The sequence below is a fragment of the Phenylobacterium sp. genome, assembly GCF_030646615.1.
Classification (GTDB): domain Bacteria; phylum Pseudomonadota; class Alphaproteobacteria; order Caulobacterales; family Caulobacteraceae; genus Phenylobacterium.
On sequence record NZ_JAUSLG010000063.1, the window covers coordinates 20,778 to 46,530 of the forward strand.

22 protein-coding genes are annotated in these 25,753 nt (G+C 69.4%); 12 read left to right on the forward strand and 10 right to left on the reverse strand.

Annotated features, from left to right (window positions below; genetic code table 11):
- The first annotated feature begins 18 nt into the window (after positions 1-18).
- The gene (locus tag Q7S93_RS10575) at positions 19-381 is read left to right on the forward strand and encodes an ArsR/SmtB family transcription factor (protein ID WP_304713857.1); all 363 of its coding nucleotides are present in this window, start codon (positions 19-21) and stop codon (positions 379-381) included.
- Here the strand turns inward: Q7S93_RS10575 and Q7S93_RS10580 are convergent.
- Complete coding sequence (locus tag Q7S93_RS10580; protein WP_304713858.1) at positions 378-980, reverse strand: SAM-dependent methyltransferase; 603 nt, start codon at positions 978-980, stop codon at positions 378-380. The two genes, Q7S93_RS10575 and Q7S93_RS10580, sit on opposite strands and share 4 nt — an antisense overlap.
- The gene (locus Q7S93_RS10585; protein WP_304713859.1) at positions 977-1,756 is read right to left on the reverse strand and encodes a sulfite exporter TauE/SafE family protein; all 780 of its coding nucleotides are present in this window, start codon (positions 1,754-1,756) and stop codon (positions 977-979) included. The genes Q7S93_RS10580 and Q7S93_RS10585 overlap by 4 nt, the downstream gene beginning before the upstream one ends.
- An 80-nt stretch (positions 1,757-1,836) precedes the next feature.
- Here Q7S93_RS10585 and Q7S93_RS10590 point away from each other — a divergent pair, with 80 nt between their 5' ends.
- From Q7S93_RS10590 to Q7S93_RS10630, 9 genes are all read left to right on the forward strand, one after another.
- Complete coding sequence (locus tag Q7S93_RS10590) at positions 1,837-2,697, forward strand: MBL fold metallo-hydrolase (RefSeq protein WP_304713860.1); 861 nt, start codon at positions 1,837-1,839, stop codon at positions 2,695-2,697.
- An 89-nt stretch (positions 2,698-2,786) separates the two neighbouring features.
- Complete coding sequence (locus tag Q7S93_RS10595; RefSeq protein ID WP_304713861.1) at positions 2,787-3,293, forward strand: chemotaxis protein CheW; 507 nt, start codon at positions 2,787-2,789, stop codon at positions 3,291-3,293.
- Between the two features lie 53 nt (positions 3,294-3,346).
- The gene (locus tag Q7S93_RS10600; protein WP_304713862.1) at positions 3,347-4,687 is read left to right on the forward strand and encodes a CheR family methyltransferase; all 1,341 of its coding nucleotides are present in this window, start codon (positions 3,347-3,349) and stop codon (positions 4,685-4,687) included.
- Positions 4,684-5,232 (forward strand): chemotaxis protein CheW, encoded by a 549-nt coding sequence (locus tag Q7S93_RS10605; RefSeq protein WP_304713863.1) that lies wholly within the window; start codon positions 4,684-4,686, stop codon positions 5,230-5,232. The genes Q7S93_RS10600 and Q7S93_RS10605 overlap by 4 nt, the downstream gene beginning before the upstream one ends.
- 4 nt (positions 5,233-5,236) lie before the next feature.
- A complete protein-coding gene (locus tag Q7S93_RS10610; protein WP_304713864.1) occupies positions 5,237-6,898 on the forward strand; it encodes a methyl-accepting chemotaxis protein in 1,662 nt (553 codons plus the stop codon).
- 9 nt (positions 6,899-6,907) lie between these two features.
- A complete protein-coding gene (locus Q7S93_RS10615) occupies positions 6,908-9,100 on the forward strand; it encodes a hybrid sensor histidine kinase/response regulator (RefSeq protein ID WP_304713865.1) in 2,193 nt (730 codons plus the stop codon).
- A complete protein-coding gene (gene cheB / locus Q7S93_RS10620) occupies positions 9,097-10,161 on the forward strand; it encodes a chemotaxis-specific protein-glutamate methyltransferase CheB (RefSeq protein ID WP_304713866.1) in 1,065 nt (354 codons plus the stop codon). Before Q7S93_RS10615 ends, cheB begins: the two co-directional genes overlap by 4 nt.
- The gene (locus Q7S93_RS10625) at positions 10,158-11,792 is read left to right on the forward strand and encodes a hybrid sensor histidine kinase/response regulator (protein ID WP_304713867.1); all 1,635 of its coding nucleotides are present in this window, start codon (positions 10,158-10,160) and stop codon (positions 11,790-11,792) included. Before cheB ends, Q7S93_RS10625 begins: the two co-directional genes overlap by 4 nt.
- A complete protein-coding gene (locus tag Q7S93_RS10630; RefSeq protein WP_304713868.1) occupies positions 11,789-13,666 on the forward strand; it encodes a response regulator in 1,878 nt (625 codons plus the stop codon). Before Q7S93_RS10625 ends, Q7S93_RS10630 begins: the two co-directional genes overlap by 4 nt.
- Here Q7S93_RS10630 and Q7S93_RS10635 read toward each other — a convergent pair.
- A complete protein-coding gene (locus Q7S93_RS10635; RefSeq protein WP_304713869.1) occupies positions 13,660-14,151 on the reverse strand; it encodes a flavodoxin family protein in 492 nt (163 codons plus the stop codon). The two genes, Q7S93_RS10630 and Q7S93_RS10635, sit on opposite strands and share 7 nt — an antisense overlap.
- 188 nt (positions 14,152-14,339) lie before the next feature.
- Between Q7S93_RS10635 and Q7S93_RS10640 the strand changes: the two genes are divergently transcribed.
- A complete protein-coding gene (locus Q7S93_RS10640; RefSeq protein WP_304713870.1) occupies positions 14,340-15,281 on the forward strand; it encodes an iron-containing redox enzyme family protein in 942 nt (313 codons plus the stop codon).
- Positions 15,282-15,298: 17 nt separating this feature from the next.
- On the opposite strand, the gene Q7S93_RS10645 is transcribed toward Q7S93_RS10640, so the two are convergent.
- From Q7S93_RS10645 to Q7S93_RS10665, 5 genes are all read right to left on the reverse strand, one after another.
- A complete protein-coding gene (locus tag Q7S93_RS10645; RefSeq protein WP_304713871.1) occupies positions 15,299-16,771 on the reverse strand; it encodes an amidohydrolase in 1,473 nt (490 codons plus the stop codon).
- 125 nt (positions 16,772-16,896) lie between these two features.
- Positions 16,897-19,932, reverse strand: coding sequence for a TonB-dependent receptor plug domain-containing protein (locus tag Q7S93_RS10650; RefSeq protein WP_304713872.1), 3,036 nt, complete (start codon positions 19,930-19,932; stop codon positions 16,897-16,899).
- A gap of 220 nt (positions 19,933-20,152) precedes the next feature.
- The gene (locus Q7S93_RS10655) at positions 20,153-21,955 is read right to left on the reverse strand and encodes an amidohydrolase family protein (RefSeq protein ID WP_304713873.1); all 1,803 of its coding nucleotides are present in this window, start codon (positions 21,953-21,955) and stop codon (positions 20,153-20,155) included.
- A 132-nt stretch (positions 21,956-22,087) separates the two neighbouring features.
- Positions 22,088-22,936 carry a universal stress protein gene (locus tag Q7S93_RS10660; protein ID WP_304713874.1) on the reverse strand — a complete coding sequence of 283 codons (849 nt, stop codon included), beginning with the start codon at positions 22,934-22,936 and terminating at the stop codon, positions 22,088-22,090.
- A gap of 40 nt (positions 22,937-22,976) precedes the next feature.
- On the reverse strand, positions 22,977-23,282 hold the full coding sequence (locus Q7S93_RS10665; protein ID WP_304713875.1) for a hypothetical protein: 306 nt from the start codon (positions 23,280-23,282) through the stop codon (positions 22,977-22,979).
- 191 nt (positions 23,283-23,473) lie between these two features.
- Between Q7S93_RS10665 and Q7S93_RS10670 the strand changes: the two genes are divergently transcribed.
- Positions 23,474-24,121 (forward strand): OmpW/AlkL family protein, encoded by a 648-nt coding sequence (locus Q7S93_RS10670; RefSeq protein ID WP_304713876.1) that lies wholly within the window; start codon positions 23,474-23,476, stop codon positions 24,119-24,121.
- 32 nt (positions 24,122-24,153) lie between these two features.
- On the opposite strand, the gene Q7S93_RS10675 is transcribed toward Q7S93_RS10670, so the two are convergent.
- Complete coding sequence (locus tag Q7S93_RS10675) at positions 24,154-25,341, reverse strand: acetate/propionate family kinase (RefSeq protein WP_304713877.1); 1,188 nt, start codon at positions 25,339-25,341, stop codon at positions 24,154-24,156.
- Between the two features lie 2 nt (positions 25,342-25,343).
- Positions 25,344-25,753 (reverse strand): phosphate acyltransferase (locus tag Q7S93_RS10680; RefSeq protein ID WP_304713878.1); only part of this gene is annotated, 410 nt, incomplete at its 5' end.

Consider the following 25,753-nt stretch of genomic DNA (forward strand, 5'->3'; position numbering starts at 1 on the left):
GGAGGCTAGATAGGGAAGATGACCGAGGTTTCCGCCCCCATCGCCCGACGCCTGCCCAAGCCGGCCGAACTGGCCGAGCTGGAGGCCAGCGCCGCGGCCGCCGCGCGGCTGATGAAGCTGATGGCCAGCGAGCAGCGCCTGATCATCCTCTGCCACCTGGGCGAGGGCGAGTGCTCGGTGGGTGAGCTCGCCCAGCATGTGGGCCTGGCGCAATCGGCCTGCTCGCAGCACCTGGCCAAGCTGCGCGCCGAGCAGGTGGTCGGCACCCGCCGCGAGGGCCAGACCATCTATTACCGGCTGACAGACCCCGCCGCCGTCCGGGTGATCGACACCCTGTGCGACATCTACCGCGGCAAGCCCGCCCCTAAACCGGCGGCCTAACCGGGCCGGCGGGCGATCAGGTCGATCAGGGCCGATGGGCCGCTATGGCCGGCGCCCTCCTCGATCACGGCGTCATAGACCGACAGCTCGAGGAGTTCGAAGTCGCTGAAGGCGGCGCGCAGCAGGGCCTCGGTATAGAGGTTCTCCGGCACGCGTGGGCCGCCTGTGCCATAGGCGATTTGCTCGGGCCGATAGCCTTCCAGGAGCAGCAGGCCGCCGGGCTTCAGGGCGCGCTTCATTCCGGCGAAGATCTCGTCCCGCAACTCGGGGCCTGCGAACTGGATAAAGATCGCCACCACCAGGTCGAACTGCGCGTCTGGCCACGCCCAGCTAGCCAGGTCCACCTCGTCAATCCGCAGCCTCGTCCCCCGGGCGCGGGCCAGGCGCGCCGCCTTGGCCTGGGCCACCGGCGAGGAATCCACCGACAGGACATCCAGGCCCTGCTCGGCCAGCCAGACGCCGTTGCGCCCCTCGCCATCCGCAACGGCCAGGGCGCTGAGCCCCGATTTCAGGCGGTGGGCCTGGGCGGCGAGAAAGGCGTTGGGCGCCTCGCCAAACAGATAGGCCTCGCCCTGATAGCGCTCGTCCCAGAAACTCATCCGCTCAGCCCCTTCCAGGCGACATAGACCGCCACCGCCAGAACCAGACCCGCAAAAAGCCGGCGGGCCAAGAGGGCATGTTGCGCCAGGGCGCCCGCGGCCTTCAGGCCGATCCAGCCGCCCCCGGCGCTCCCCAGAATGAACAGGCCGGCCACCGGCCAGACCACCTGGCCTGACAGGGCGTAGTTCGCCGAGGTGGCGGCCCCGAACAGGCTGACCGACAACAGCGATGAGGCCGCCGCATGGGCCAGGGTCATGCCGGTCGCCGCCATCAGGCCCGGCACGATCAGGAAGCCGCCGCCGATGCCGAAGAAGCCGGCGGCCAAGCCCGTCGCCAGACCGATGGGCGCCAGCCGCAGGGTCAGGGGCCAGGAGATATGGACCAGCGGATCGCCCGCCGCCTTGGGTCGCCGCATCATGGAGAGCGCAATGGCCGCCATGGCGAGGGCGAACAGCGTCAGGAGGGCCTGGCCATCGACCTGCTTGGCCAGGCTGGAGCCCGCCACCGCGCCCGCCAGGCCGGCGGCGGCGAAGACGCCGGCGCAGGGCCACTTCACCCGACCGCTGCGGGCGTGGCCCAGCAGATTGACCGCCGCGCTGACCGCCACGGCCGCCGCCGAAGTCCCGATGGCCAGGTGCGTGTCGTCCAGGCCGACCACATAGAGCAGGGCTGGCGTCGCCAGGACCGAGCCCCCGCCCCCGAAAACAGCGAGCAGCAGACCGACCACCGCCCCGCTGACGGCTGCGGCGATCATCGCCGTATGGGTGAGCTCCATCAACGCCTCCTGATCTCGTAGATAGGCGCATTTGCTATATTAGCAATAGTGAATATATAGGGTGCGAAAGGGAGACCATGATGTCCGTCCAGCACCACAGCTTCTTCCACGAACCCACCTCGACCGTGACCTATCTGGTCTGGGACGAGGCGACCCGCGCCGCCGCCGTCATCGACCCGGTGCTCGACTACGAGCCCCGCGCGGCGAAGGTCTCCGGCGACCAGATCGCCGAAGTTCTGCGGTTCCTGGAGGACCACGGGCTGAGCCTCGCCTATGTGCTGGAGACCCATGCCCACGCCGACCATCTGACGGCGGCGGCCCGCCTGCGCGAGGCCACCGGCGCGAAGGTGGTCATCGGCGCCCACATCACCGCCGTGCAGGACTATTTCGGCAAGGTGTTCGGCGCCGGCGACGTCACCCCGGACGGCGCCGTCTTCGATCGTCTGGTCCAGGAGGGCGACACCCTGATGCTGGGCGAGACCCCCATCGGCGTGCTGCATACCCCCGGCCACACGCCGGCCTGCGTCACCTATCTGATCGACGGCGCCGCCTTTGTCGGCGACACCCTGTTCATGCCGGACTACGGCACCGCCCGGGCGGACTTTCCCGGCGGGGACGCCGCGACCCTCTATCGGTCCATCCAGAAGATCCTGGCCCTGCCGCCCGAGACCCGGATCTTCGTCGGCCACGACTATCTCACCGACACCCGCCAGACCCATGCCTGGGAAACCACGGTGGCCGCGCAGGCGGCGGAGAACATCCATCTCCGCGGCGGGGTGACCGAAGCCGAGTTCGTCGCCCGCCGGGAGGCGCGGGACGCCACCCTGCCGCCGCCGGTCCTGATCCTGCCGTCCCTGCAGGTGAACATCCGGGCCGGCGACCTGCCCCCGGCCGAGGCCGACGGTCGGGTCTATCTGCGACTGCCCGTCACCCTGACCTGACGTGCGAGGGCGGGGCGCCCCCTCCCCGGCGGCCGGTCGAAATGCGAATGACGATTGGCGGGGCGGCCGCAATGGTGTTCTAGACTCCCATGGCTCCGCAGAAAGACACCTACCTGTTGCTGGACGTGGCCGGCGTGGACATGGCCCTGCCCATGACGGCGGTGGCCGAAATCCTGCCGATGACCCGGCTCGACCGTCAGGCGCCCTGGCCCAAGGTGTTGGCCGGGTTCGTGAACCTGCGCGGCCGGCCCCTGGCGGTCATCGACCTCGCACGGGTGATGGATCCCCAGCGAGAGCCCTCGAAGCCCGACCTCTACAGCCACGTCGTCCGTCTGGACCAGGCCCATGGCGGCGGCGGTCTCGCCCTGCTGGTCGACCGCGCCAAGGACGCCGAGGTGGCGGCCGACGACTTCACCGAGGTGGATGACGCCGCCACCGCCAACGGGGTGATCTGCGGCAACCTGCTCATCCTTGGCCGCCTGACGCCTTTGATCGATGTGAACCGCCTGCTCCTGATCGAAGAGGAGGTCCGGGTGGCCGAGATCGCCGAGGCCCTGCGCACGAGGCTCGAGGCCTCGGGGAGCAGCGAGCCCTGAGCGCCTTCCCGGTCTTCGGGCCAGACCATCCCTTCTGGCGGCTGAAGGCGGAGGTGATCGCCCGCACCGGCCATTTCTATTACGCCGACAAGGATGACGTCCTGTGGGATCGGGTTCGGCGCCGGCTGGCGACCCTGCGCCTGGCCGATGTGGAGACCTATGTCCGCCTGCTGGACGACCCCGTTGCCGGACCTGCCGAATGGCGGCGGCTGGAAGGCGAGATCACCGTCGGCGAGACCTACTTCCTGCGCTATGTCGAGCAGTTCGCCGCCTTGCGCGCCACCATCCTGCCCGAGTTGATCGCCCGTAACGCCGAACGCAGGCGCCTGCGGATCTGGAGCGCCGGCTGCGCCACGGGCGCCGAGCCCTATTCGGTGGCGATCCTGGTGACCGAACTGCTGGGCGACCGCATCGCCGACTGGCGGATCACCATACTGGGCACAGACATCAACGAGGCCGCCCTGGAGGCCGCCCGGACCGCCAGCTTCGGCGCCTGGGCGTTGAGATCCCTCTCGGCCGATCAGCGCAGCGCCTGGTTCATCCCGGAGGAGCGAAGCTGGCGGCTGAGGCCCCGCTTCCGCAGCCTCGTCCGCTTCCAGCACGGCAACCTGCTGGACCTGCTGGGCGCCGATGCGCCCCTCGACCTGACCGATTTCGACCTGATCCTCTGCCGCAATGTCCTGATCTACTTCCATCCGGACACCATGAACGCCGTGGTGGCGGCCCTGGCCGATCGGCTCGAGCCGGAGGGCTGGCTGCTGGTCGGCCATGCCGAGCCGAATCCCGGCTTTGAGGCCCATGTGCGGACCGTCTCTCTGCCGGGCGCCACGGCCTATCGCCGACGGAGCGGTGACGATCCAGACCCGGAGCCCCCCGAGGCCTGGGCGCCGTTGGTTTTCGAGCCCCCCGTCCTCACCCGGCCGACACCGCCCCCGTCCTCAGGCCCCAGGGCGATCCAGGCGCCGCCCGCGCCGCCGCCGGCGCCCGTCCCCACCAGCATTTCGGAAATCCGCGCCCTGGCCGACCTCGGACGCTTTGCTGAGGCCGCCGAAGCCTGCGCCCGGGCGCTGCAGTCCAATCCGGCCGACCCCGTGGCGCACTTCTATCTGGGCCTTGTGAAGCAGGCTCAGGGACAGCTTCATCAGGCCGAAGACGCCCTGCGTCGGGCGGTCTATCTGGATGGCGACTTCCTGATGGCGCAATATCATCTCGGCCTGGTCCGACTCGAACGGGGCTCCGCCGCCGAGGGCCGCCGCACCCTGGCCGCAGCGGCGCGCATGGCGGCGAGCTTGAGCCCCACGACAGGTCTGTGCGAAGGGGAGGGCTTGACCGCGGCTGATCTGCGCGAACTGGCGCGGCTGCAACTCGAGAGCCGATCGGGGGCGAGACATTGAGCCAGGACAAGCCGAAAGTCAGCCGAACGCGCCGGGCGGCGCAGGCTGAGTCACCTCGCACACGGCTCATCCTGGACGAGCGCGCCCAGCGGCTTGCGCGGCTCGATAGCGCCGGGCCCGAGGTGATCGCCGATCAGACCGCATCGGTCCTGTTGTGCCCCATGGGCGAAAATCTCTACGGCCTGCCCATGGTTGAAGTGGCCAGCCTGCGCCCGCTGGAGCGGCTCAGCCGGACGGCTGCGGCGGCCCGCAGCGGCGTCATGGGTCTGGTCGCCGACAGCGGCCGGGTCCGCCAGGTCCTCGACCTGGGTAACCTGCTGGGCGCGCCAGCCACCCGGGACGTCGACGGCTATCTGGTGATCCTCAAGGCCTATCCCGACCTCGCCCTGCGCCTGGGCGAACGCCCTCTCTCGGTCGCGGTGACCCCCGACCCGTCCCACCCTGAGCGCGCCCAGGTGGCGAGCCCCGGGGACCATCACGCCAAGACCCTTGTCATCCTTTCCGTCGCCGCCCTGCTGGCCGCCGACGTGTCCGTGGGAGCCTGACCCCGTGAGCATCGCCAACCGCATCCTGCTGGGCTTCGTCGCCGTCATCATCCTGGTGATAGCGCTGGGCGCCTTCGGCCTCAGCCAGATCGGCGAGGTCCGGTCGGAGACGACATCGATCGTCAACCGGGACCTGACCTTTATCCGGCAGCTCGCCGCTGTCCAGAACGCCCAGCATGGGCTGGAAGCGGCCACGGAGTCGGATTTCGCCGCCCATGCCCTGGGAACCATCGAGGCCAGCGCCGATGGCGTCTCACCGGCCTGGCGCGCCGCCGACGCCGGGGCGACCCAAGCCCTCGATCAGGCTATCGCCCAGGCGGCCAACTTCCAGGCGACCGCCGCCTCGCCCGAACGCGGCCGCGCCTGGGGAGAGATCGCCCAGGCCCTGACGCGAGCCCGCGCCGTGCTCGCCGACCTGCGCCAGCGCGATCTGGTGGCCTTCCAGGCCATGGCCCGGGGCGACATGGCGGCCGGCCAGGCGGCTCGGGCGCAGCTGCTCGCGCCGCGTGCGGCCTTCCGGGACGAAATGGCCCAGGCCAATGCGACGATGAACCAGGCCCTCGAGCTCGGGCAACAACGGATCGACCGCGTGTATCAGGTCAGCCGGCTCTCCACGCTGATCGGCCTCATCCTGGCCGTCGCGATCGCAATGGCCGTGGCCTATCTGATCCGCAAGTCGATCATCACACCGCTCAGCACCTTCATGGCCTTCGTCGAGCGCGTGGGTCAGGGGGACCTGACGCGCCACACCGAGCTGACCGGCGCCGACGAGATCGGACGCCTGGGCGCCACCTTGAACGGCATGGTCGATGGCCTGCGCGACCTCGCCCGTCAGAACCGGGACGCGACCGAGAACCTGAACGCCGCGACGGCCGAGATCCGCGCCTCCTCGCAGGAGCAGGCCGCCAGCGTCGAGGAACAGCTCGCCGCCGTGCAGGAAACCGCCGCGACGGTGGACGAGATCACCCATTCCGGCGCCCAGATTGGCAAGCGCGCCCAGGAGGTCATCGCCTCGGCCCAGGCCACGGCCCAGACCAGCAATGAGGGGCTGCGCGCCGTCGACGAGACCGCCCGGGCCATGGATGCGATCCGCGATCAGGCCGAGGCCGTCGCCGAGAACATCGTCGCCCTGAGCGAGAAGACCCAGGCCATCGGCGACATCATCAGCACCGTCAACGACATCTCCGAGCGCTCGCACCTGCTGGCTCTGAACGCCGCCATCGAGGCCGCCGCCGCCGGGGAAAGCGGGCGCAGCTTCTCGGTCGTGGCGTCGGAGATGAAGCTGCTGGCCGACCAGGCCAAGGACGCCACCAACCAGGTCCGCTCGATCCTCGGGGACATCCAGCGGGGGATCAACTCCTCGGTCATGCTCACTGAAGAGGCCGTCAAGCGGGTGGCCGCCGGCAAGGAGCGCACCGACACCACCCAGCGGACCATCACCGAGATCACCGGCCGGGTTCAGGAGAGCGTCCAGACCTTCCAGCAGATCGTCGCCTCCACCAACCAGCAGCAGCTGGGGATCGAACAGGTCATGGGCGCCTTGCAGAACATCCGCCAGGCCAGCCAGCAGACCGCCGTCGGCACCCGCCAGCTGGAAGAGGCCGCCGGCAATCTGGCCAGCCTGTCCCAGCAACTGCTGGGCCTGGCCGAACGCTATCGGGTCTGATCGCCCGCCGTGCCGGACCTTCGCGCTCAACTTCTCGCGGCGTTCGATATCGAGCACCGCGACCATCTCGAAGCCGTACGCCGCGCCCTGGCGGCGCCGGAAGAGGCCGACCTGCGCGAGGTCTTCCGGCGCCTGCACAGCCTGAAGGGCGCCGCGCGGGCGGTGGATCTGGAGGTTGTCGAGCACCTGGCCCACCGACTGGAGGAGCGCCTGGCCCAGGTCATCGACCGGGGTTCTGGGCTCGACGGCGCCAGTGTCGATCTCATCCATCTCGGCCTGGACGCCATCGAGGCCCAGGCCGCGGCCCAGAAGGCCGGCGCGCCGCTGCCGGACGCCACCGGGGCGCTGGACGCCCTGGGCGCGCCGACCGTCGGCGGGACCTCCGAACCTCCGCGCCAGGCCCCGGCGCCCGTTTCGCCCGCCCCCGCCGCCCCGCCCGCTGAGGAGCGGACGCCGGAATATGTCCGGGTCGACGCCGCGCTCGGCGAACGCCTGAGCGAGTCGCTGCACAATCTTTCGAGCGAGGTGCAGATCGAGGCCGCCCAGCTTGACCTGACCCGCCGCCTGCGGGGCGAAGCCGCACAATTGGAGCGGCTCTGGCGGGAGATGCGGGCCCGCGGCGCCGATGGGCGGCTGGCCAACCGAATCCAAGCCTTCGAGCGCGCCCTGCAGGACCTGAACCGCGATATCGGCGACCTGGCCCGCCGTCAGGCGCGGGCCAACTGGGCCGTCGGCGAGAGCCTTGCCGAACTGCGCGAGCGGATCGACGAGATCACCCTGACCCCGGCCGAGAGCGTGCTGGGCGACCTGGGGCGCATGGTCCGTGATCTGGCGCGCGAACAGGGGATCGAGGTCGACGTCCGCACGGAGGGCCTGGAGGTGCGCGCCGAGCGTCGCGTGCTTCAGGCCCTGCGCCAGCCGATCATCCATCTGCTGCGCAACGCCGTGAGCCATGGGGGCGAACCGCCACCGGTCCGCACCGCCGCCGGGAAGGACGAGCGCCTGCATGTCACCCTGCGCGCCGCCGCCCGCGGCGGACGGCTCGAGGTGCGCATCGCCGATGATGGCGCGGGTCCTGACCTGGCGCGGATCGAGGCCGCGGCGATCGCCAAGGGCCTGCTTTCGCAGAACGAGCCTGGCGCGGCGCCCCGGCATCCCGACGAAATCCTGGCCTTCGCCTTTGAACCCGGCGTTTCGGCCAGCGAGACCGTGGACCGTCTCTCAGGCCGAGGCATGGGCCTGTCGGCGGTGAGCCAGGCCCTGGCCGCCCTGGGGGGCTCGGCCCGGCTCCTGGCGCGGCGACCGGCCGGCGCCGAGGTCGTCCTGTCGGCCCCCCTGTCGGCGGCGCGCCAGACCCTGGTGGTGGCCGAATCCGGCGGCGGTCTGTTTGGTCTGCCCAGTTTTGCGATCCGGTCACTGATGCGCCTGCGCCCCGGTGAGCTGGAAATCGTCGAAGGCGTGCCCAGCGCACGGATACAAATCGACGGGTCGGACATTGTCACGCCCGTGATCCCTCTCAACGCTCTCCTCGATGACGCCGCCCTCACCCCGTCGGCGTCCGACGCCGCCACGCCGATGATCCTGATTCATCGCGGTGAGCGGCACCTGCTGCTGGCTGTGGACGAGATCGTCGACGTGCGCGAACTCACCGTCCAGGACCTGGACGACCGCCGGCTGGCGCCCGGGCTGACCCTCGGCGCCGCGATCCTTGACGAGGATCGGCCCCTGCTGGTCCTCAACCCCGAGGCGTTGATCGACCGGTGGCTGCGCAACGCCCGCCGGCTCTCGGCCTCGGCGCTCGGCCTGGCCGCCCCCGAGGCCGTGGCGCGACAGGTGCGCACCGTGCTGGTGGTCGACGACTCCATCACCACCCGGACCCTGGAGAAGAGCATCCTCGAGGCCCAGGGCTATCGGGTGATCCTGGCCGTGGACGGGGTCGACGCCCTGAACACCCTGCGCTCGTCAGAGGCGCTCATCGACCTGGTGGTGGCCGATATCGAGATGCCCCGGATGGATGGCTTCTCCCTGCTGCAGGCCATCAAGGCCGATGCGGGCCTGGCCCGCCTGCCCGTGATCCTGATGACCTCGCGCAACGAAGAGGCCGATGTGCGCCGGGGCCTGGATCTGGGCGCCGAGGCCTATATCACCAAGCAGAAGTTCGACCAGCGGGAGCTCTTGGCGACCATCGGGCGCATCCTGTGACCGCCCCTGCGCCCGTGCGGGTGATGATCGTCGAGGATTCCCTCGTGGTGCGCGAACTGTTGAACCACATCGTGGCTCGCGACCAACGGTTCCAGGTGGTCGCCGCCGTCGCCTCGGCCGAAGAGGCGCTGGCGGAGATCCCGCGCCTGCAACCCGACGTCATCTCCATGGACATCCGGCTGCCGGGGATGGACGGCCTGGAAGCCACGGCCCGCATCATGGCCGATCATCCGACCCCCATCGTGGTGATCGCCGACGCCGTGGAGGACGCCTCCCTGCGGATCTCCATGAACGCCCTGCGCGCCGGCGCCCTGACCGTGGTGGAGAAGCCCGCCGGCCCGGCCAACGCCAGCTATGAGCGGCTGGCCGACACCATCTGCACCCAGCTCTACATCATGAGCAGCGTGCCCGTGATCCGGCGACGCCATATCGGCGGCCCCCCCGACAGCCGGCCGGCGCCGCGGCCCGCCGCGACCGGCGCCTTCGAGCGGCTGGACTTCCTCGCCCTGGCCGCCTCCACCGGCGGCCCCCCGGCCCTGGCCAAGGTCATCGCGGCCCTGCCGTCCAACTTCCCGGCCCCGGTCTTTGTCGTCCAGCACATGGGCGCCGCCTTCATGGAGGGTTTCGCCAAGTGGCTCGGCGGCCTCTCGGCCCTGCCCGTGACTCTGGGCGAGGACGGCGTCACGGCGCAGCCGGGCCGCGTCTATGTCGCCCCCGGCGACAGCCACATGGTGGTGCGCAGCAGCGGTGTGATCCGGATCAGCCGCGATCCGCCCCAGGGCGGTCAGCGTCCCTCCGCCAATATGCTGTTCGGCGCCCTGGCCGAGGCCGCCCCCACCCGCACGGTGGCCGCCTTGCTCACCGGCATGGGCGAGGACGGCGCCCAGGGCCTGTCGCGCCTGGCCCAGGGCGGCGCCCACACCATCGCCGAGCACGCCAGCACGGCGGTGGTCAACGGCATGCCCGCCGCAGCGGTCCGCCTGCGCGCCGCCCGTGACATCCTGCCCCTGGATCTGATCGGCCCTCGCATCTTGCAACTGGCCGGCAAGGGGCGGCCATGAGCCCGCACCAGCATGCCACGGTTCTGGTTGTGGAGGATTCCGAGACCCAGGCCCTGGCGCTGCGCGGGCGTCTGGAGGCCGAAGGCTACACCGTGCAGACCGTGACCAGCGCCGAAGCGGCCCTGGAACGGCTGAACGGCCCCCTGCCGGACCTGGTGGTCGCCGATTTCCACCTGCCGGGCATGGATGGGCGGGAGATGTCGCGACAACTGCGCCTGAACCGACGCACCCGCACCCTGCCACTCCTGATGCTGACCAGCGCCCGCGAGCAGGACCTGGAGCGCCAGGGCCTGGAAAGCGGCGCCGACGCCTATGTCTCCAAGTCGGCGGACATGGATGTGATGCTGGCCAGGCTTCGCGCCCTGCTGCGCCGGGGACGGACCGCCGCCAGCGAAGGCGCATCGGCCACCGACTTCCGGCCGGCCCGCATCATCGTGGCGCACGACAGCCCGACCCAGCGCCTGCGCCTGGCCGCCGCCATGGCCCAGGCGGGCTACGAGGTCCGCGAGGCGGCGAACGCCGAGGCGGCCCTGGCCGCGGCCAATGACGAGATTGACTGCATCGTCATGCCCGCCTCAGGGGCAGGCCTCGACGGCCTGGACCTCTGCCGCCGCCTCGACCGACGTCGGGAGCGGATGGCCCTGCCCTTCCAGATCGTGGTGATCGGCCCAGGCGCCAGCGATCCCCACGCCCTGGCCGCTGCGTTCGACGCGGGCGCCGACGATGTCACCGCCAGCACCGACGACGACGAGGTGCTGCGCATGCGGGTCCGCGCTCTGGTGCGCCGCAAGCTGCTGGCCGAGGAGACCCGTCGCGCCGAGGAGGCCGACGCCCGGGCCGCCGCCGCCGACGAGCTTTCCCGCGCCAACGCCGAGCTCGAAGCGGCCAACCACCAGCTCCGCCAGGCCCAGGCGCAACTGGTCCAGTCGGCCAAGATGGCGTCCCTGGGCGAGCTGGTGGCCGGCATCGCCCACGAGATCAACAATCCCCTGGCCTTTATCCTCGGCCATCAAAACACGGTGGAGCGGCTGACCAGCCAGGTGGCCGGCGGCGCCCTGGGCGAGGCGGACAAGGCGGCCCTAGCCAAGGCTGCCGACCGGCTGGGCGCCATGCGCATGGGACTGCAGCGGATTCAGAGCCTGGTGCTGAACCTGCGTAAGTTTTCCCGCCTGGATGAGGCCGAAAGCCAGAGCCTGGACGTCCCCGACGCTATCGAGACGGTCCTGGCCCTGCTGGCGCCCAAGATGGGCGCTATCGAAGTGCGCCGACGGCTTGAGGCCCGTACGACCCTGACAGCCTCCCCTGCCCTGCTGAATCAGGTGGTGATGAACATTCTGTCCAATGCGGCCGACGCCCTGGGAGGCGAAGGTGTGATAGAGATCGCCACAAGCGAGCAAAATGCCCTGTACAGGATCGAGATCAATGACTCAGGGCCCGGCGTGCCGGAAGCTGTCCGCGACCGCATCTTCGAACCCTTCTTCACGACCAAGCCCGTGGGCGCCGGCACCGGCCTTGGCCTCGCCATTGCCTATGCGGTCGTCCGGGCTCACAAGGGCGAAATCACAGTGGACAGCGGTCCCCTCGGAGGCGCGCGCTTCGTGATTCAACTGCCCGTGGACGACCAGGCATGATCGCGCCGCTCAATCCGTCGCCCCTGATCCTGCTGGTGGATGACGAGCCAGACATCCTCGTGGCTCTGGAGGACCTGTTCGAAGGCGACTTCCGGGTGAAGGCCGCCCATTCCGGCGCCGAGGCTCTCGACGTCCTGGCGGGCGAGCCGGACGTGGCGGTGATCGTTTCCGACCAGCGCATGCCGGAGATGACCGGCGACGTCTTTCTGGGCCAGGCCCGCGGTCTGTCGGACGCCGAGGCGATCCTGCTCACCGGCTATGCGGACCTGAGCTCTGTGACCTCGGCCCTCAACAAGGGCGGCATCGTCGGCTACGCCGCCAAGCCCTGGGACCCGGAGGCCCTGCGCGCCATGGTGGCCGCCGCCGCCGAGCGCCATCAGCTTCGCCGGGCGCTGAACGAGGAGCGTTCCCTGCTCCGGGGTCTGATGGCCCACCTGCCCGCGGCCGTGGCGGTCAAGGATCGCAAGGGTCGGTTCGTCCGCATCAACCAGCGCAAGGCCCTGGCGCTGGGGATCGCCGCCGAGCAGGGGCTGGGGATGACCGAGGTGGAGCTGGGGGCGCACGGTCGCGCCGACGCCGAGGCCCGCGCCATACAGGCGGGCCAGACGGTCGAGGTCCTGGATGAACTGGAGACCGAGGTCGGGACCCAGTGGCTGGAAACCGCCATCGTGCCCGTGCCCGACGCCGGCGGCGAGATCCGCCACCTGGTGATCGTGGAGCGCGACGTCACCGACGAGAAGCTGGCCGAGATGCACCTGAGGCAGTCGGACAAGCTGCGCGCCCTGGGCACCCTGGCCGGAGGCGTGGCCCATGACTTCAACAATCTGCTGACCGCCATCATCGGCAGTCTGGAGCTGGCCACGCGGCGCCTGGGGGACGAGGCGGCGGTGCGCCGCTATCTCGACAACGCCACCCTGGCCGCCCAGAAGGGCGCCACCCTGACCCAGCGCCTGCTGGGGTTCAGCCGGCAGACCGAAAGCCGCGGGGCCGAGGTCGTCGACCTTGCCGGGATCCTCACCGAAACTCGCGATCTGGTGGAGCGCACCCTGGGCGGCGGCGCCCGGATCAGCTGGAGCGTCGCTTCGGATCTGTGGCGCTCGGCGATCGAGCCCGACCAGTTCGAACTGGCCCTTCTGAACCTGGCGGTGAACGCCCGCGACGCCATGCCCGATGGCGGACGGATCACCATCTCGGCCTGGAACCAGGAGATCAAGACCGCGCAGCCGGGCCTGGACCTGGGCGCTGGCGACTATGCCGTGGTGTCGGTGCGCGACACCGGCCCCGGCATGACGCCGGAACTGCTGGCGCGGGTGCTGGAACCCTTCTTCACCACCAAACCCGTGGGCAAGGGAACGGGCCTTGGCCTACCCATGGCCTATGGCTTCGCCCAACGTTCCGGCGGCGCGCTGGACATCAGCACCGAGCCTGGTCAGGGCACGGAGGTGAAGATCTACCTGCCCCGGGCCCAGCCGGAGGCGCCCAGCGCGGCGGTCGAACCGGGCGCCGAGGCGCCGGCGCCCGCCGCCGCCCGCCGCCGGATCCTGGTGGTCGATGACGAAGCGCCGGTGCGGGCGGTGACCGCGGGCTTCCTGCGCGACTGCGGCCACGAGGTGGTGGAAGCCGACGGCGCCGAGCCGGCCCTGGTCCAGCTCAGGACCGACGGCCCGTTCGACTTGGCCCTGGTGGACTTCGCCATGCCCGGGGTGAATGGGGTGGAGTTCGCGCGCCGCGCCAGACCCAGTTGGCCCGACCTGCCCATCGTGCTGCTGACCGGCTATTTCGATGTCGAGGTCCCCGGCGACATCACCCTGGTCCACAAGCCCTTCAGCCACGCCACCCTGCAGGCGGCCCTGAACCGGGCCTGGGCTCAGTAGATCCCGAGCGCCAGACCGGCCGCCAGCGCCGCGCCAAGTTCGCTGCAGGCCGCAAGCTCGCCCGCTCCAATGGTCTTCGGCGCCAGGATGGCCTCGGGCGTCTGGGCGTGGGTGCAGACGATGATCGGCTCGGCCACGGCCTTCAGCCGCCAGCCCGTGGCGATCCGGGCGATCTGGCGCGCGGCGTTCTCGCCATCGCTGCCCGCACAGACCATGATCGCATAGGGGCGGCCTTCGATGCGGCCGAGCACGGGATAGTAGGTGCGGTCGAAGAAGGCCTTCAGTTCGCCTGAGATGGCCGCCAGGTTCTCCGGCCCGACGAAAAGATAGCCGTCGGCCCCCAGCACATCATCCTCGCCCGCGCGCTCGGCCTCCCGCAGCCGCACCTCGACCTCGCCGTCGGCGCGGGCGGCGTCAGCCGCAGCCTGCGCCATCTGGCGCGAGCCCCCGGTGCGGGAGTGATAGACGATCAGGAGGGTCTTCATCGGTCGCACCATACCCGTCTGCGGCCTCCATTTGGCGGCGCTGCGGCCTGGAATCTGCCGATTGGCGTCGGCTACTCGACTCAATGGCGAGGCTTGGGTCGATTTTCGGTGAATCTGGCCCGCTAAACGCCATCCGCGCGGAACCCGCAGACCGGCCAGCGCCTTTCTCCCGCCAAGAGGAGATTTCCATGGCCATCATCCAGGGCTTGGGCCTTCAGAGCGCCCCCGCGGCAGGTTTCGCCGACCCCAATAGCCTTCACCGCGGACTGGCGCGGTGGAACCGTAGCCGGCTGTCGCCGTCCGTGCCGCGCCAGGACTGGCGCCTCGAGCTCAGCCGCGACCAGCGGATGCAGCACAAGGAAGGGGAGTTCATCGAAGCCTTCCGCGCCCAGGTCCAGGACGCCGTTGCGGCCGTGCCCACCGATCCGGACGGCTTCATCGCCTGGTTCGAAGGGCTCAAGGAAAGTGGCCCCGGCCAATGGGATCCCCTGTTCGACTGGCTGGCCACCGAGGCGGACATGGACCAGATGCGTTGGTTCCTGACACAGGAGGCCGCCGGCGAGGCTGGCTTCGACGATCTGGTGGCCATGACCCAGGTCAAGCTGCCGGCCCGGCCGAAACTGGAGCTGGCCCGCAACTATTGGGACGAGATGGGCCGCGGCAATATGGGCGGCATGCACGGGCCGATGCTCGACATGACGGTCCAGGGGCTTGAGCTTGCCCCGACCATCGAAGGCACCCTGTGGCAATCCCTGGCCCTGGCCAACACCATGACGGCCTTCGCGACCACCCGACGATACGCCTATCACTCGGTGGGCGCCTTGGGCGTGGTCGAGCTGACGGCGCCGACAAGGGTCGCCTCCGTCGCCGCGGGCCTGAAGCGCCTGGGCGCCGCCCCCAAGCTCCGCAAGTATTTCGACCTGCACGCCGTGCTGGATGTGGAGCATTCCAAGGCCTGGAACGCCGAGGCTCTGATGCCGCTGGCCCAGGAGCACCCCGAAACCCTGCCAGCCATCGCCGAAGGCGCCATCATGCGGCTGCTCTGCGGCGAGCAGTGTTTCGAGGCTTACCGCGCCTTCCTCTGGGCCGGCGCCCAGACCGGCCAGACGCTCCTGCGGGAGTCGGCCTGACCGGCCTTAAGAAGTGCTCAGTCGCCCTTGGACGAATTGCGGTAGTCCAGCGGCGGAGCGCGGTCGCCGACCATGGCCTCGTAGGTGAAGTCACCGCCGCGGCGCTCGTTGAGTTCGGCCTTGGCGGTTTCGATCAGCTCGGGTTCGCGCAGCAGTCGGGCGCCGGCCAGGGCGATCGTCTTGGCCGCCACCTCGGCGCCCTTGGAGCCAATGCTCATGCCGCCGGCGGCCACCGCCTGCCAGCTGTGGGCTGGCGTGCCGGGGACCCAGGTGGCCGCACCCATGCCGGCGGTCGGCGTGACCCAGCTCACATCGGCCACGTCGGTGGAGCCGCCGCCCCCGCCGCCGCTGGAATAGGGTCGGATCTCACTGACCGGGGGCGCCTTGGCGCCGGCCGGGAGCTGGGCGCTCATGGCCTCGGCGAAGGCCTTTTCCTCGGCGGTCCACACCGGCGGCCCGACCTCGCGCAGGGCCTGGTCCATCACCATGCCCAGGGTGTCGTTGACCAGCATGTTGTAGACGCCGCCGGTCTGCTCGAAGCTGACGCTCGTCTCCGTGGCCATGGCCGCACCCTCGGCGGCCTTCTGCATGCGGGCGAAGACGTCGCGGACGACCTGGGGATCGGTGTGGCGGACGTAGTAGTAGACCTCGGCCTTGTCCGGCACGACATTGGGCGCGGTGCCGCCATCGGTCACCACATAGTGGATGCGGGTCCCGTCGGGGATGTGCTCGCGCAGATAGTTCACCGACACGTTCATGATCTCGACCCCGTCCAGGGCCGAGCGCCCGCGGAAGGGGGCGGCCGACGCGTGGGCCGAAGCGCCGGCGAAGCGGAACTTGCCGGAGATATTGGCCAGGGACACGCCCTGGGCCGCGCTATTGCCGTCGCTCGGGTGCCAGTGGAGCGTGGCGTCCACATCCTCGAACAGGCCTTCGCGGACCATATAGACCTTGCCTGAACCGCCCTCCTCGGCCGGCGTGCCATAGACGCGGATTTCGCCGGCCACATTGTTGGCCTTCATCCAGGCCGCCAGGCTCTGGGCGGCGGCGACAGAGGCCGCGCCGAACAGGTGGTGACCGCAGGCATGACCGGCGATCTGGCCGGCGATCGGCGCGCGCTCGGGCTTCGCTTCCTGGGCCAGGCCCGGCAGGGCGTCAAATTCGGCGAGGATGGCGATCACCGGACCGTCGCCATTCTTGAAGCTGGCGACGAAGGCTGTGGGCATGCCCGCCACCCCGGCCTCGACCGTGAAGCCGGCGGACTTCAGTTCCGACTGCAGCAGGGCCGAACTCTTCGTCTCCTGATAGCCGACCTCGGCATATTCCCAGATCTGATGGGCCACCTCGGCCATCCGCGGCGCGCCCTGCTCGACGCTGGCGATCAGGGTCTGGCTGTCCTGCGGGGTGACCTGGGCGGCGACGGGAACAGCAGACAGCGCCAGGCAAAGGCTGGCGGCGCTCATCAGGGCGATCTTGCGGGCGGCGCGCATGGGAGAACTCCAGGGGAACAAGTGAACCAGGGGCTGACGCCCCGCCTGCCCCCCATCGTCTGCCGATCGGGGGCCGATACAAGCCTGTGCGGACGCCCCCAAGAGGGAGCGCCCGCACGCTTGGCCTAGAACGTCTTGCGAACGCTCACATACCAGTAGCGGCTATAGGGCGTGTAGAGCTCGCCCAGGTAACCGTCGGACGCCAGAGGGGGCTTCTCGTCGGTCAGATTGCGGACGCCGAGACGGAGCCGGGTATTGGCGGCCATGCCGTCCACGAACTCGTACTGCCCATAGAGGTTCGCCGTCACCTGGCTATCGACGATCCACGGGTCACCGGCCGCGTCGATCAGGCCGAAGTCCTGGACGTCGCCGATGTACTGGGTGAACGCGCCGACGGTGAACTGCTCGTAGCGCCAGGTGGCCGAGGCCGACCACTTCCACTCCGGCCGGCCTTCGTCGCGGACCAGATCGCCACCGCCCGAGATATCGACGCCGGGATTGATCTCCCCGGCCGCCTGAGCATCGAGCAGCGCCTGGATGGCCGGCGACGGCTGGCGGTAGAACTTGATCAGATGGGCGGCGTTGACGCTGGCCGAGAAGTCGCCGAAGCGGGTGCCGTTGAGGCTCCAGGCCACGCCGAAGTCGAGGCCACGGGCCTCCTGCGGCAACAGGTTCTGGTACTGGTCATTGACGTACAGCACCTGGCCGACCGGGTTCAGGCCCGTGCCGGCGAAGGCCGCCACATCGTCCGGGGTCGGATCGGCGCGGATCACGTCGGGATTGCTCGAACCCTGGGTACGCAGGAGGTAGTCGAGGATCAGGGCGTTGCCCTCGCCGAACAGGCCGACGATGCCCTCCTGCTTCACGCGCCAGTAGTCGACGGTGAAGATGAAGTTCCCGACTTCCGAGGGCAGGAACTGGGGTTCGAAGACGACCCCGGCCCCCCAGGTTTCCGACTCTTCCGGCTGCAGGTCCTGGTTGCCCGCCCGTTGCGCCGTGGTGGCGCCCGAGCGCGAGCAGGCCGAGAAGCTGGTGATCCGACCGGCGCGCAGATCGGCCTCGCAGCGGATGAAGTCGGTGCGGGTGTTGGAGCGCGTCACCAGGGTGGCGTTGACCTGCTCCAGGTTCGGCGCCTTGAAGCCCTGCGCCCAGGAGCCGCGGAACCGCAGGCCGTCGACCACGTCCCAGGCCACGGCGACCTTGGGCTTGGCGACGGAGCCGGCGTCGCTGAAGTCCTCGAAGCGACCGGCCAGCTGCATCTCGACGCTCTGGACCAGCGGGATGTTCATGTCCGGCGAGATCACCGGCACGCCGAACTCGATGAAGGCCGAGGCGACGGTGCGCGAGCCCTTGGTGTCGGGCGACGGACTGGTGCCGATCAGGTCGCCGGTATAGGCGACGCCGGTCACCGCATCGGTGAAGTTGATCGTGCCGTCCACGCGGCCGTCACGGTCGTCCTTCTGGGTCTCACGGCGGTACTCGACGCCGAGCGCCATGCCCACCTCCCCGGCCGGCAGGGCGAAGAGGTCGGGACGCGAAATCTTGAAGTCGGCCAGGGCCAGCGAGCTGGTGTTGCGGCGGACGGTCTTGATCCGGATCGCATCAAGCGCGGCCTGGCTGCTCGGGGCCGTATCGGCCAGGCTGGTGTTCAGAAGGTTGGCCCCGTTGAAGGGGTTGTAGGCGTCCGGGGTGGACAGGGAGAGCTGCTGCTGCAGCAGGGTGGCGCTGACGCCGTCGGAAACGTCCTCGACCTCGGCCTTGGAATAGAGCAGCGCCCCTTCCCAGTTGAAGCCGAACCGCTCGCCCCGCAGGCCCACCAGGGCGCGCCATTGCGAGTTCTCCACATCGACCTGATTGGGGCCGAGATCCGAGAAGTTGTAGGTCCGGATCGTCACGGCCCGGCCGCTGGCCGGCGCGTCGATGCCGCTCAGGCGGTTCGGATTGACCGCGCCATTGGCGAAGGTGGTCGGGCCGAAGGGGTTGTAATAGCTCGAGGCCGGCATGGTGATCGGCATCGAGGACAGCGTGCCGGTCGAGGTCTGGGTGCTCTTGGTCGTGGCCGTATAGTAGCCGAGTTCGCCAAAGCCCGTGATCTCGTCGGTGAGGTCGTAATTGCCGGTCAGGAACAGGTTCACCCGCTCGACCTGGGGGATCACCGTGGTGTTGTAGGCGGCCGGGGAGTCGAAGCGCAGGTCGCGGTCGGCCGCAGCCGTGGCGATGGCGCCGTCATCCAGGCAGATGTCGCCGTTCAAGGGCGCCGAGCAGCCGGCGAAGGTCGAGGGCTGGACGTGGAAGAAGCCGGCCGTCGACGTCACCAGAGCGCCGTTGCGGCGCACGGCGCCGTCGGCCTGGAAATAGCCCCAGGGGGTGACGGTGCTGCGGCTGTCGAGGGAGGTGGCGCCGTCGAACCGGGTGCCGGCGAACAGCGGCCGGCGGTCGAGGGAAGCGGTGTAGTCCTGGTCCTGTGCGTCGAGGGCCGTGCGGTCGGTATAGCTGGCGAAGACCGTGACATTGCCGCGGTTGAAGTTGCGGCCAAACAGCGCCGACAGGTCGGTCTGGCGCAGGCCCGTGCCCTCGGCGCCGCCGTACTGGGCGTCCAGGGTCAGGCCGTCATAGTCGGTCCGCAGCACGGTGTTGACCACGCCGGCCACCGCGTCCGACCCATAGAGGGCGGCCGCGCCGTCCCGCAGGACTTCGAGGCGCTGCAGCCCGTTCACCGGAATGGCGTTGGTGTTGTAGGTGAGGACGGGAACCAGGTTCTCGTCGGCGCGGCTGGAGGGGTGGGTCACCACCCGGCGGCCGTTCAGCAGGACCAGCGTGTTGCCGACCCCCAGGTTGCGCAGGTTCACCGAGCCCACGTCACCGCGGGCGCTGTTGCTGGAATTGGGCAGATAGCTGGAGTTGAAGCTCACATCGCCCATCTGCGGGATGGAGCGGAACAGCTCGTCACCGGAGGCCGCGGCCACCGACTGCAGTTCGTCCTGGCCGAGCACCGTAACCGGCACGGCCTCGGTGATTTTCGAGCCCTGGACCTGCGAACCGATGACGACGATTTCGTCGACCGTGTTGTCCGCCGTCTGGGCGAGGGCTCCGCTGGCGCCGAACGCGCAGAGCATGGTGGTTCCGAGCAGCCTGCGCCGCCCCCAGGACTTGAAGTTCATGGTGATCCCCTTCGATCCTTGTGCTGGAGATCGACGTTTCCCGATCTTCACAGCTGCCGACTCCGCGAATACGCGGCGGGGGAAATCTAGCGCCGTTATAAGAGGCAGCCCGACACCATTTGGCCACACTGCTGCATATTCGAGCGTTTAGGCGCTCAAATATGCAGCGATTTCGCCTCATTTCAGCGGATTTTGCCGATCAACAGTCGGTGATCGTTGATCAGTAAAACGCAACGTCATCGACTTCGAGCCACAGGGTTTCGCCGGCCGGACGAGAGCCGCCGAACTGGATCTCCAGCAGATCAGCCCCGGTCCAGGGGGTCTGAGGACCCCGCCAGTCGTCCGAGGGCCGCAGGTCTGCGAAGGGCGCTCTGAGTTCAGTCCATTCCGCGCCCGCCTTGACAGAGGTCTCCCACCAGCCGCCCACGGTGCGGACCATCACCTTGTAGTCGCCGCCGTCGCCGCGCAGGGCGAAGGACAGGCCGTTGAAGGCGCCCGCGTCCACAGGCTGCAGAGACCCGCGGCTGAGCGGCAGGATCACCCCCGCGTGCGGATCCTCCTTCACCGACATCCGCGCCGAAAGGCGCAGAGCCTGGTTCCCGTCGGGCTCGGGCGCCACCAGGCTGACCAGCACGCTGCGGTCCATACCGCCGTCGGTGTCCTGCACACGCAAGGTGTCGAGGCGCGTGCGGCCCGGCTCGCCCTGGAAGTCGTCGATCAGGGCCTGGGCCGCCGGCGTGGCCGGCAGGGTCATGACGGTGTTGGCCGCAGGCAGTTCGATCTCCGGTCCGACCACTTGCCGGCCGTCAATGAACACCCGCTCGGTCTTGCGAACATCGGCGATGTTGGTCCAGGGGGCGCCGTCAAGCAGGACGAGATCGGCCCGCTTGCCCACCTCGATGGTGCCGCGGTCGTCGAGCACGCCCATGGCCCGGGCGCTGTTGGCGGTGCCGACCATCAGGGCCTCCACCGGCGTCAGGCCGGCCTGCACCATCAGCTCCATCTCGCGCAGGGTGGAAAAGCCATGCAGGGTGCCCGGCATGCCGGCGTCCGTGCCAAGCGCGATCAGGATCCCGGCGTCGTGGAACGTCTTGGTGTTCTGCAGGGCGTACTGGAACTTGGCGTTGGACTGGACGTAGCGGGGATTGTTGAGATCGTCCGGCGGGGACTGGCCAGGCTTCACCGGTTCATAGACCGCCAAGGTTGGGGCATAGGCCGTGCCGGACGCCTTCATCAGGTCGATGGCTTCCTGATCGACGGGACGATCCTGCAGGGCATGGACGATGATATCGACCTTGGCGCGGGCGGCGACCTTGCCGCGCTCGACGGTGACGGTGTGGGTCACCACCTTCAGGTCGTTCTGATGGGCCTCATCGACCAGGGCGCCGAGGGTGTTCACGTCCATCGAAGTGTTGTCGGCCGAGAAGCCATAGCGCCAGCCGTCGGCGAAGGCCTTGATCAGGTCCGGCTCATAGGGAAGCAGATCGCGCACCGCCTTGCGGGCGGCCTCCGGCGTATTGACCCACTTGGTGGTGGCGGTGTCGGCCCAGTCGGCGCCATGACCGCCGGGCGTGCTCATCCGGGCGGTCAGGTTCACATGCGGCGACGCCAGCTGGGAGAGCCAGCGGCGACGTGGCGCGAAAGACTCCGGGGGCTGGTGAAAGTCGTTCAGGGTGGTGACGCCCGCCTGCACATAGGCCGTGGCGATGGCCGGGGTCTGGTTGGGCCTTCCGTTGGGCGTCCAGTGGGTGTGGAGATCGAAGAAGCCGGGGGTCAGCGCCTTGCCGCGCCCGTCGATCGTGGCCGCGCCAACGGGGATGGCCACGTCCTCGCCCACGGCGGCGATGCGCCCGTCGCGGATCAGCACATTGGCCACCCGCGGCGCTGCGCCGGTGGCGTCGAACACGGTGGCGCCGACAATGGCTATGGTGTCGCCTGACGCCTGGGCGGCCGCGCCGCCGGCCAACAGGCTGAGGCCCAGGGCCGTGGCGGTGAGGGTTCGAAACTTATGCTGAAACGTCACTGGAAGGCCCCACACGACACACCGCCGCCCACTGCGCGGCCAGACTCGCTTAGCCCAGGGTCGTGGGCAAATCCAGAAACGGCGACATGAAAAGCCGCCGACCGACCGGACGCCGCCGAATGCGGCGCCGGGTCAGTGGGCCAGAAGCACCGCGGTGGGCGGGGCCTCGATCATGCTGCGGGTCGCCCCGCCGAGGACGAACTCCCGGGCGCGGGAATGACCGAAGGCGCCCATGACCAGCAGATCGGCCGCGGTCCGGTCGACCACATGCTCGAGCACCGAGCCGATCTTGGCGCCGGCCGAGTCGAAGGTCTGAACCTCAGCCGTGATCCCATGCAGCGCCAGATGGCGAACGACATCGTCAGCGACAGCGGGCGTCGCCGAGGGCTTCTCGTTCAGGATCGTCAACACCACCACCTTCTTGGCCGCCAGCAGGGCCGGCAGCGCCGCCGCCAGGGCTGCAGCGGCTGACCGCCCGCCGTCCCAGGCGATGATCGCCGTCCCGATCTCGGTCTTCGGCGCCGCGCCCTCCTTCGCGGGGAAGATGATCACCGGCCGACCGGAGGAGAAGATCAGCGTCTCGGCCATGCCCTGCTGGGGACCCGGATCGCGCGCATAGGGGATCACACAGACATCGCGCGTTCGCGCCAGCCGGGCGATGAGGTCTGGAACCTCGAACATCTCCGCGTGGGGACTGATGCGTCCGCCATAGACCCCCGCCGCAACGGCGGCGGCTTCGAACCGGTCGAGCAGATGATCGGCGGCGGCCTGGCTGCGGCCTTCCTCTGACCGCGCCATTTCACCGAGGTTCAGCATCAGGTTCGCCAGACGGTTGGACTTCAGGGCGATGGTCGCACGGGCGGCCACCGCCGTGACCTGCCCCCCAAGGGCTGCGCAGAAGGTCAGCGCCTGATCAGCCGCCCCGTCTGTGGTGGGGTCAGGATAGGTTTCAAGGTGAAGCAGGATGTCCTTGAAGGGCATGAAAACCTCGTTCAGTGCGGCGGAACCTGGGCGGGTCAGCCTAGGTCTTTTTACGGCGCTCAGCGACCAGCACGCTGATCAGCAGGGCCGCGGCGGTCAGCGCCGCGCCGGCCGAGACCAGCGGATGATCCCGCACTTCCTTGACCGCCTTGTCGGCCAGGTCACGGGCGGGCTTGGCGCGCTCGGCCAGGGCGTCGGCGGCGTGGCGCACGGCGACGGCGGCCTTGGCGACAGCCTCTTCGCTCTCGTCGGCGAGGCCTTCGGCGGCGGCGCGCAACGCCTTGGCCACGTCCTCGAGCGTGTCGTCGATGTCTTCGCGGATATCTTTGACGATGGATTTCGACATGGGATCGGTTCCTTGCGGGTTGCACCACGATAGGAGCCCATCGGCCCTGCCCCCGCCTTGACCCGTATCAAACCCCTGCGACATCGCGCGCACGCTGACGCTTGAGCCAGATCAAGGAGCCCCCGCCCGGCCAGGCGCAATTCCGGGGCACGACCAGCCCTGAAGGGGCGGCCGTTCAGAAGGGGATAGATATGAAGACCACCACCGCCCTCCTCGCCGTCAGCCTCGCCCTTGGCCTGGCCAGCACAGCCCAGGCCCAGGACTTCCAGCCCAAGGCCGCTGGCGTGAAAATGCTGAATGTGCGGGTGACCTCGGTTGATCCCGAGGCAGGCGATCCGATCACGACCCTCAGCGGCGCGGCGACCGGCCTCACCGCCGAGGTGAACGCCGATGTCATGCCGACCATCGGCCTCAGCTACTTCTTCACCGACAACATCGCCGTCGAGGTGATCGCTGGCACCACCAAACACACGGTGAAGGCCCAGGGTCCCGGCACGGACGTGAAGGTCAAGGAGACCTGGGTGCTGCCGCCGGTGGTCGCCCTGCAGTACCACTTCGCCCCGGCCGGAAAGGTCAGCCCCTATGTGGGGGCCGGCGTGAACTACATGCTGTTCTACAGCGGCTCGGACAAGAACGGCTTCAACCTCGACATCGACGATGGGTTTGGGGTCGCCCTGCAGGCCGGGGTGGACATCGCCACGGTGGGTCCCTGGAGCGCCAATCTCGACGTGAAGAAGATCTACTTCGAGACCGACGCCACCGACACCACCAACGGCCTGAAGTCCAAGGTCAGCCTCGACCCCTGGGTCGTCTCGGCCGGCTTCGGCTACAAGTTCTGATCGCGAAGGGGGCGGCGCGCAAAGCGCCGCCCTCACCCGGCCGGGGCGTTCAGCACCGAGAGCGCGCCCCTGGCGATGACAATCTGCTCGTCGGTCGGCAGGACGAGCGCTTCGACGGCGCTGTCGCCGGTGGTCAGCCGAGTGTCGCCACGGCCGTTGGCGTCGGCATCCAGATCCACCCCCAACCACTTGCACGCCGTGAGGATTTCGGCGCGAATCTGCGGATCGTTCTCGCCGATCCCGGCGGTGAAGACGAGACGATCGAGCCCGCCCAGCGCCGCCGCCAGACCGCCGATCTCGCGGGCGACCCGGTAGACGAACAGCCCAAGGGCCTCCCGCGCAGCGGGGCTGTCGCTGGCCTGCAGGCGCCGGACGTCGCCGCTTTCGCCCGACACGCCCAGTAGGCCCGAACGGCGATAGAGCAGGTCTGTCAGGTCCGGAGCCGACATGCCCTTGGTCTCCATCAGATAGAGCAGCACGCCAGGATCAATCCCGCCGGAGCGCGTGGACATGGGTGGGCCGTCCAGGGCGGAGAAGCCCATGGTGGTGGCGATGCTGCGCCCCTGGTCCATGGCGCAGAGTGAGACACCACTGCCCAGATGGGCGACCACCACCCTGCCCCCCGCGCGCTCGCCATAGAACCTGCGCAGTTCGCCGGCGATGAAGTCGTAGGACAGGCCATGGAAGCCGTAAGCGATCACGCCGTCATCGGTGATCTCCCGCGGCAGGGCGTAGATCCGGGCCAACCGGGGCTGGTCGGCATGGAAGGCGGTATCGAACAGCCCGACCTGGACGGCGTCCGGGAAGGCTGTGCGGGCGGCAGCCACGGCCTCGAGATTGAAAGGCTGATGCAGCGGGGCCAGCGGGACCAGCTCGTTCAGGCGCGCCAGCGCGGCCTCGTCCAGCCGGACAGGGGCTCGGAAGGTCAGGCCTCCGTGGACGATCCGATGGCCGATCGCGATGGGCGCGTCCAGGCCGCCCGTCCTGGCCAGCCAGGCCAGCAATCGAGGCAGGGTGCGGGCGAGACCACCGTCGGCGCGGGGCCAGTCGCTCTCGGTCGCCACCCTGCCGTCGGGTCCGCGGGCCACGAACTGAGGCTCATCGGGCAAGCCTGATACCGAACCACTCAAGGCCAGGGACAACTTTTCGTCGGAAGATACGGAATAGACGCCAAATTTCAGGCTGGACGAGCCGGCGTTCAGAACCAGGATCTGGGGCATGGTCACTTCGCAGGCTTGGACCGCTGGGCCTTGGCGACCAGGAGCGCGACGGCGCAGGAGGCCATGCGCGACAGCGCCCCGTCGGACCGGCTGGTCAGCATGATCGGCACCTTGGCGCCCATGACGATCCCGGCCGACTGGGCCCGCGCCAGATAGAAGAGCTGCTTGGCCAGCATGTTGCCGGACTCGATATCGGGCACCAGCAGGATGTCGGCGTCGCCGGCCACCTCGGAGACGATATGCTTGGCCTCGGCCGCCTCCTTTGAGATCGCATTGTCGAAGGCCAGCGGGCCGTCGAGAAGGCCGCCGACGATCTGGCCCCGGTCGGCCATCTTGAAAAGCGCCGCCGCGTCCAGGGTGGCGACCGAGAGCGACTGGCCCCGCGCCGACGGTGGTCTCGCCCGCACCCTGC

Bases quoted from the DNA above. Each gene is read 5' to 3' on its own strand.
- Q7S93_RS10575 (WP_304713857.1), top strand. From the start codon at position 19: ATGACCGAGGTTTCCGCCCCCATCGCCCGACGCCTGCCCAAGCCGGCC.
- Q7S93_RS10580 (WP_304713858.1), bottom strand. From the start codon at position 980: ATGAGTTTCTGGGACGAGCGCTATCAGGGCGAGGCCTATCTGTTTGGC.
- Q7S93_RS10585 (WP_304713859.1), bottom strand. From the start codon at position 1,756: ATGGAGCTCACCCATACGGCGATGATCGCCGCAGCCGTCAGCGGGGCG.
- Q7S93_RS10590 (WP_304713860.1), top strand. From the start codon at position 1,837: ATGTCCGTCCAGCACCACAGCTTCTTCCACGAACCCACCTCGACCGTG.
- Q7S93_RS10595 (WP_304713861.1), top strand. From the start codon at position 2,787: ATGGCTCCGCAGAAAGACACCTACCTGTTGCTGGACGTGGCCGGCGTG.
- Q7S93_RS10625 (WP_304713867.1), top strand. From the start codon at position 10,158: ATGAGCCCGCACCAGCATGCCACGGTTCTGGTTGTGGAGGATTCCGAG.
- Q7S93_RS10630 (WP_304713868.1), top strand. From the start codon at position 11,789: ATGATCGCGCCGCTCAATCCGTCGCCCCTGATCCTGCTGGTGGATGAC.
- Q7S93_RS10635 (WP_304713869.1), bottom strand. From the start codon at position 14,151: ATGAAGACCCTCCTGATCGTCTATCACTCCCGCACCGGGGGCTCGCGC.
- Q7S93_RS10640 (WP_304713870.1), top strand. From the start codon at position 14,340: ATGGCCATCATCCAGGGCTTGGGCCTTCAGAGCGCCCCCGCGGCAGGT.
- Q7S93_RS10645 (WP_304713871.1), bottom strand. From the start codon at position 16,771: ATGCGCGCCGCCCGCAAGATCGCCCTGATGAGCGCCGCCAGCCTTTGC.
- Q7S93_RS10650 (WP_304713872.1), bottom strand. From the start codon at position 19,932: ATGAACTTCAAGTCCTGGGGGCGGCGCAGGCTGCTCGGAACCACCATG.
- Q7S93_RS10660 (WP_304713874.1), bottom strand. From the start codon at position 22,936: ATGCCCTTCAAGGACATCCTGCTTCACCTTGAAACCTATCCTGACCCC.
- Q7S93_RS10665 (WP_304713875.1), bottom strand. From the start codon at position 23,282: ATGTCGAAATCCATCGTCAAAGATATCCGCGAAGACATCGACGACACG.
- Q7S93_RS10670 (WP_304713876.1), top strand. From the start codon at position 23,474: ATGAAGACCACCACCGCCCTCCTCGCCGTCAGCCTCGCCCTTGGCCTG.
- Q7S93_RS10675 (WP_304713877.1), bottom strand. From the start codon at position 25,341: ATGCCCCAGATCCTGGTTCTGAACGCCGGCTCGTCCAGCCTGAAATTT.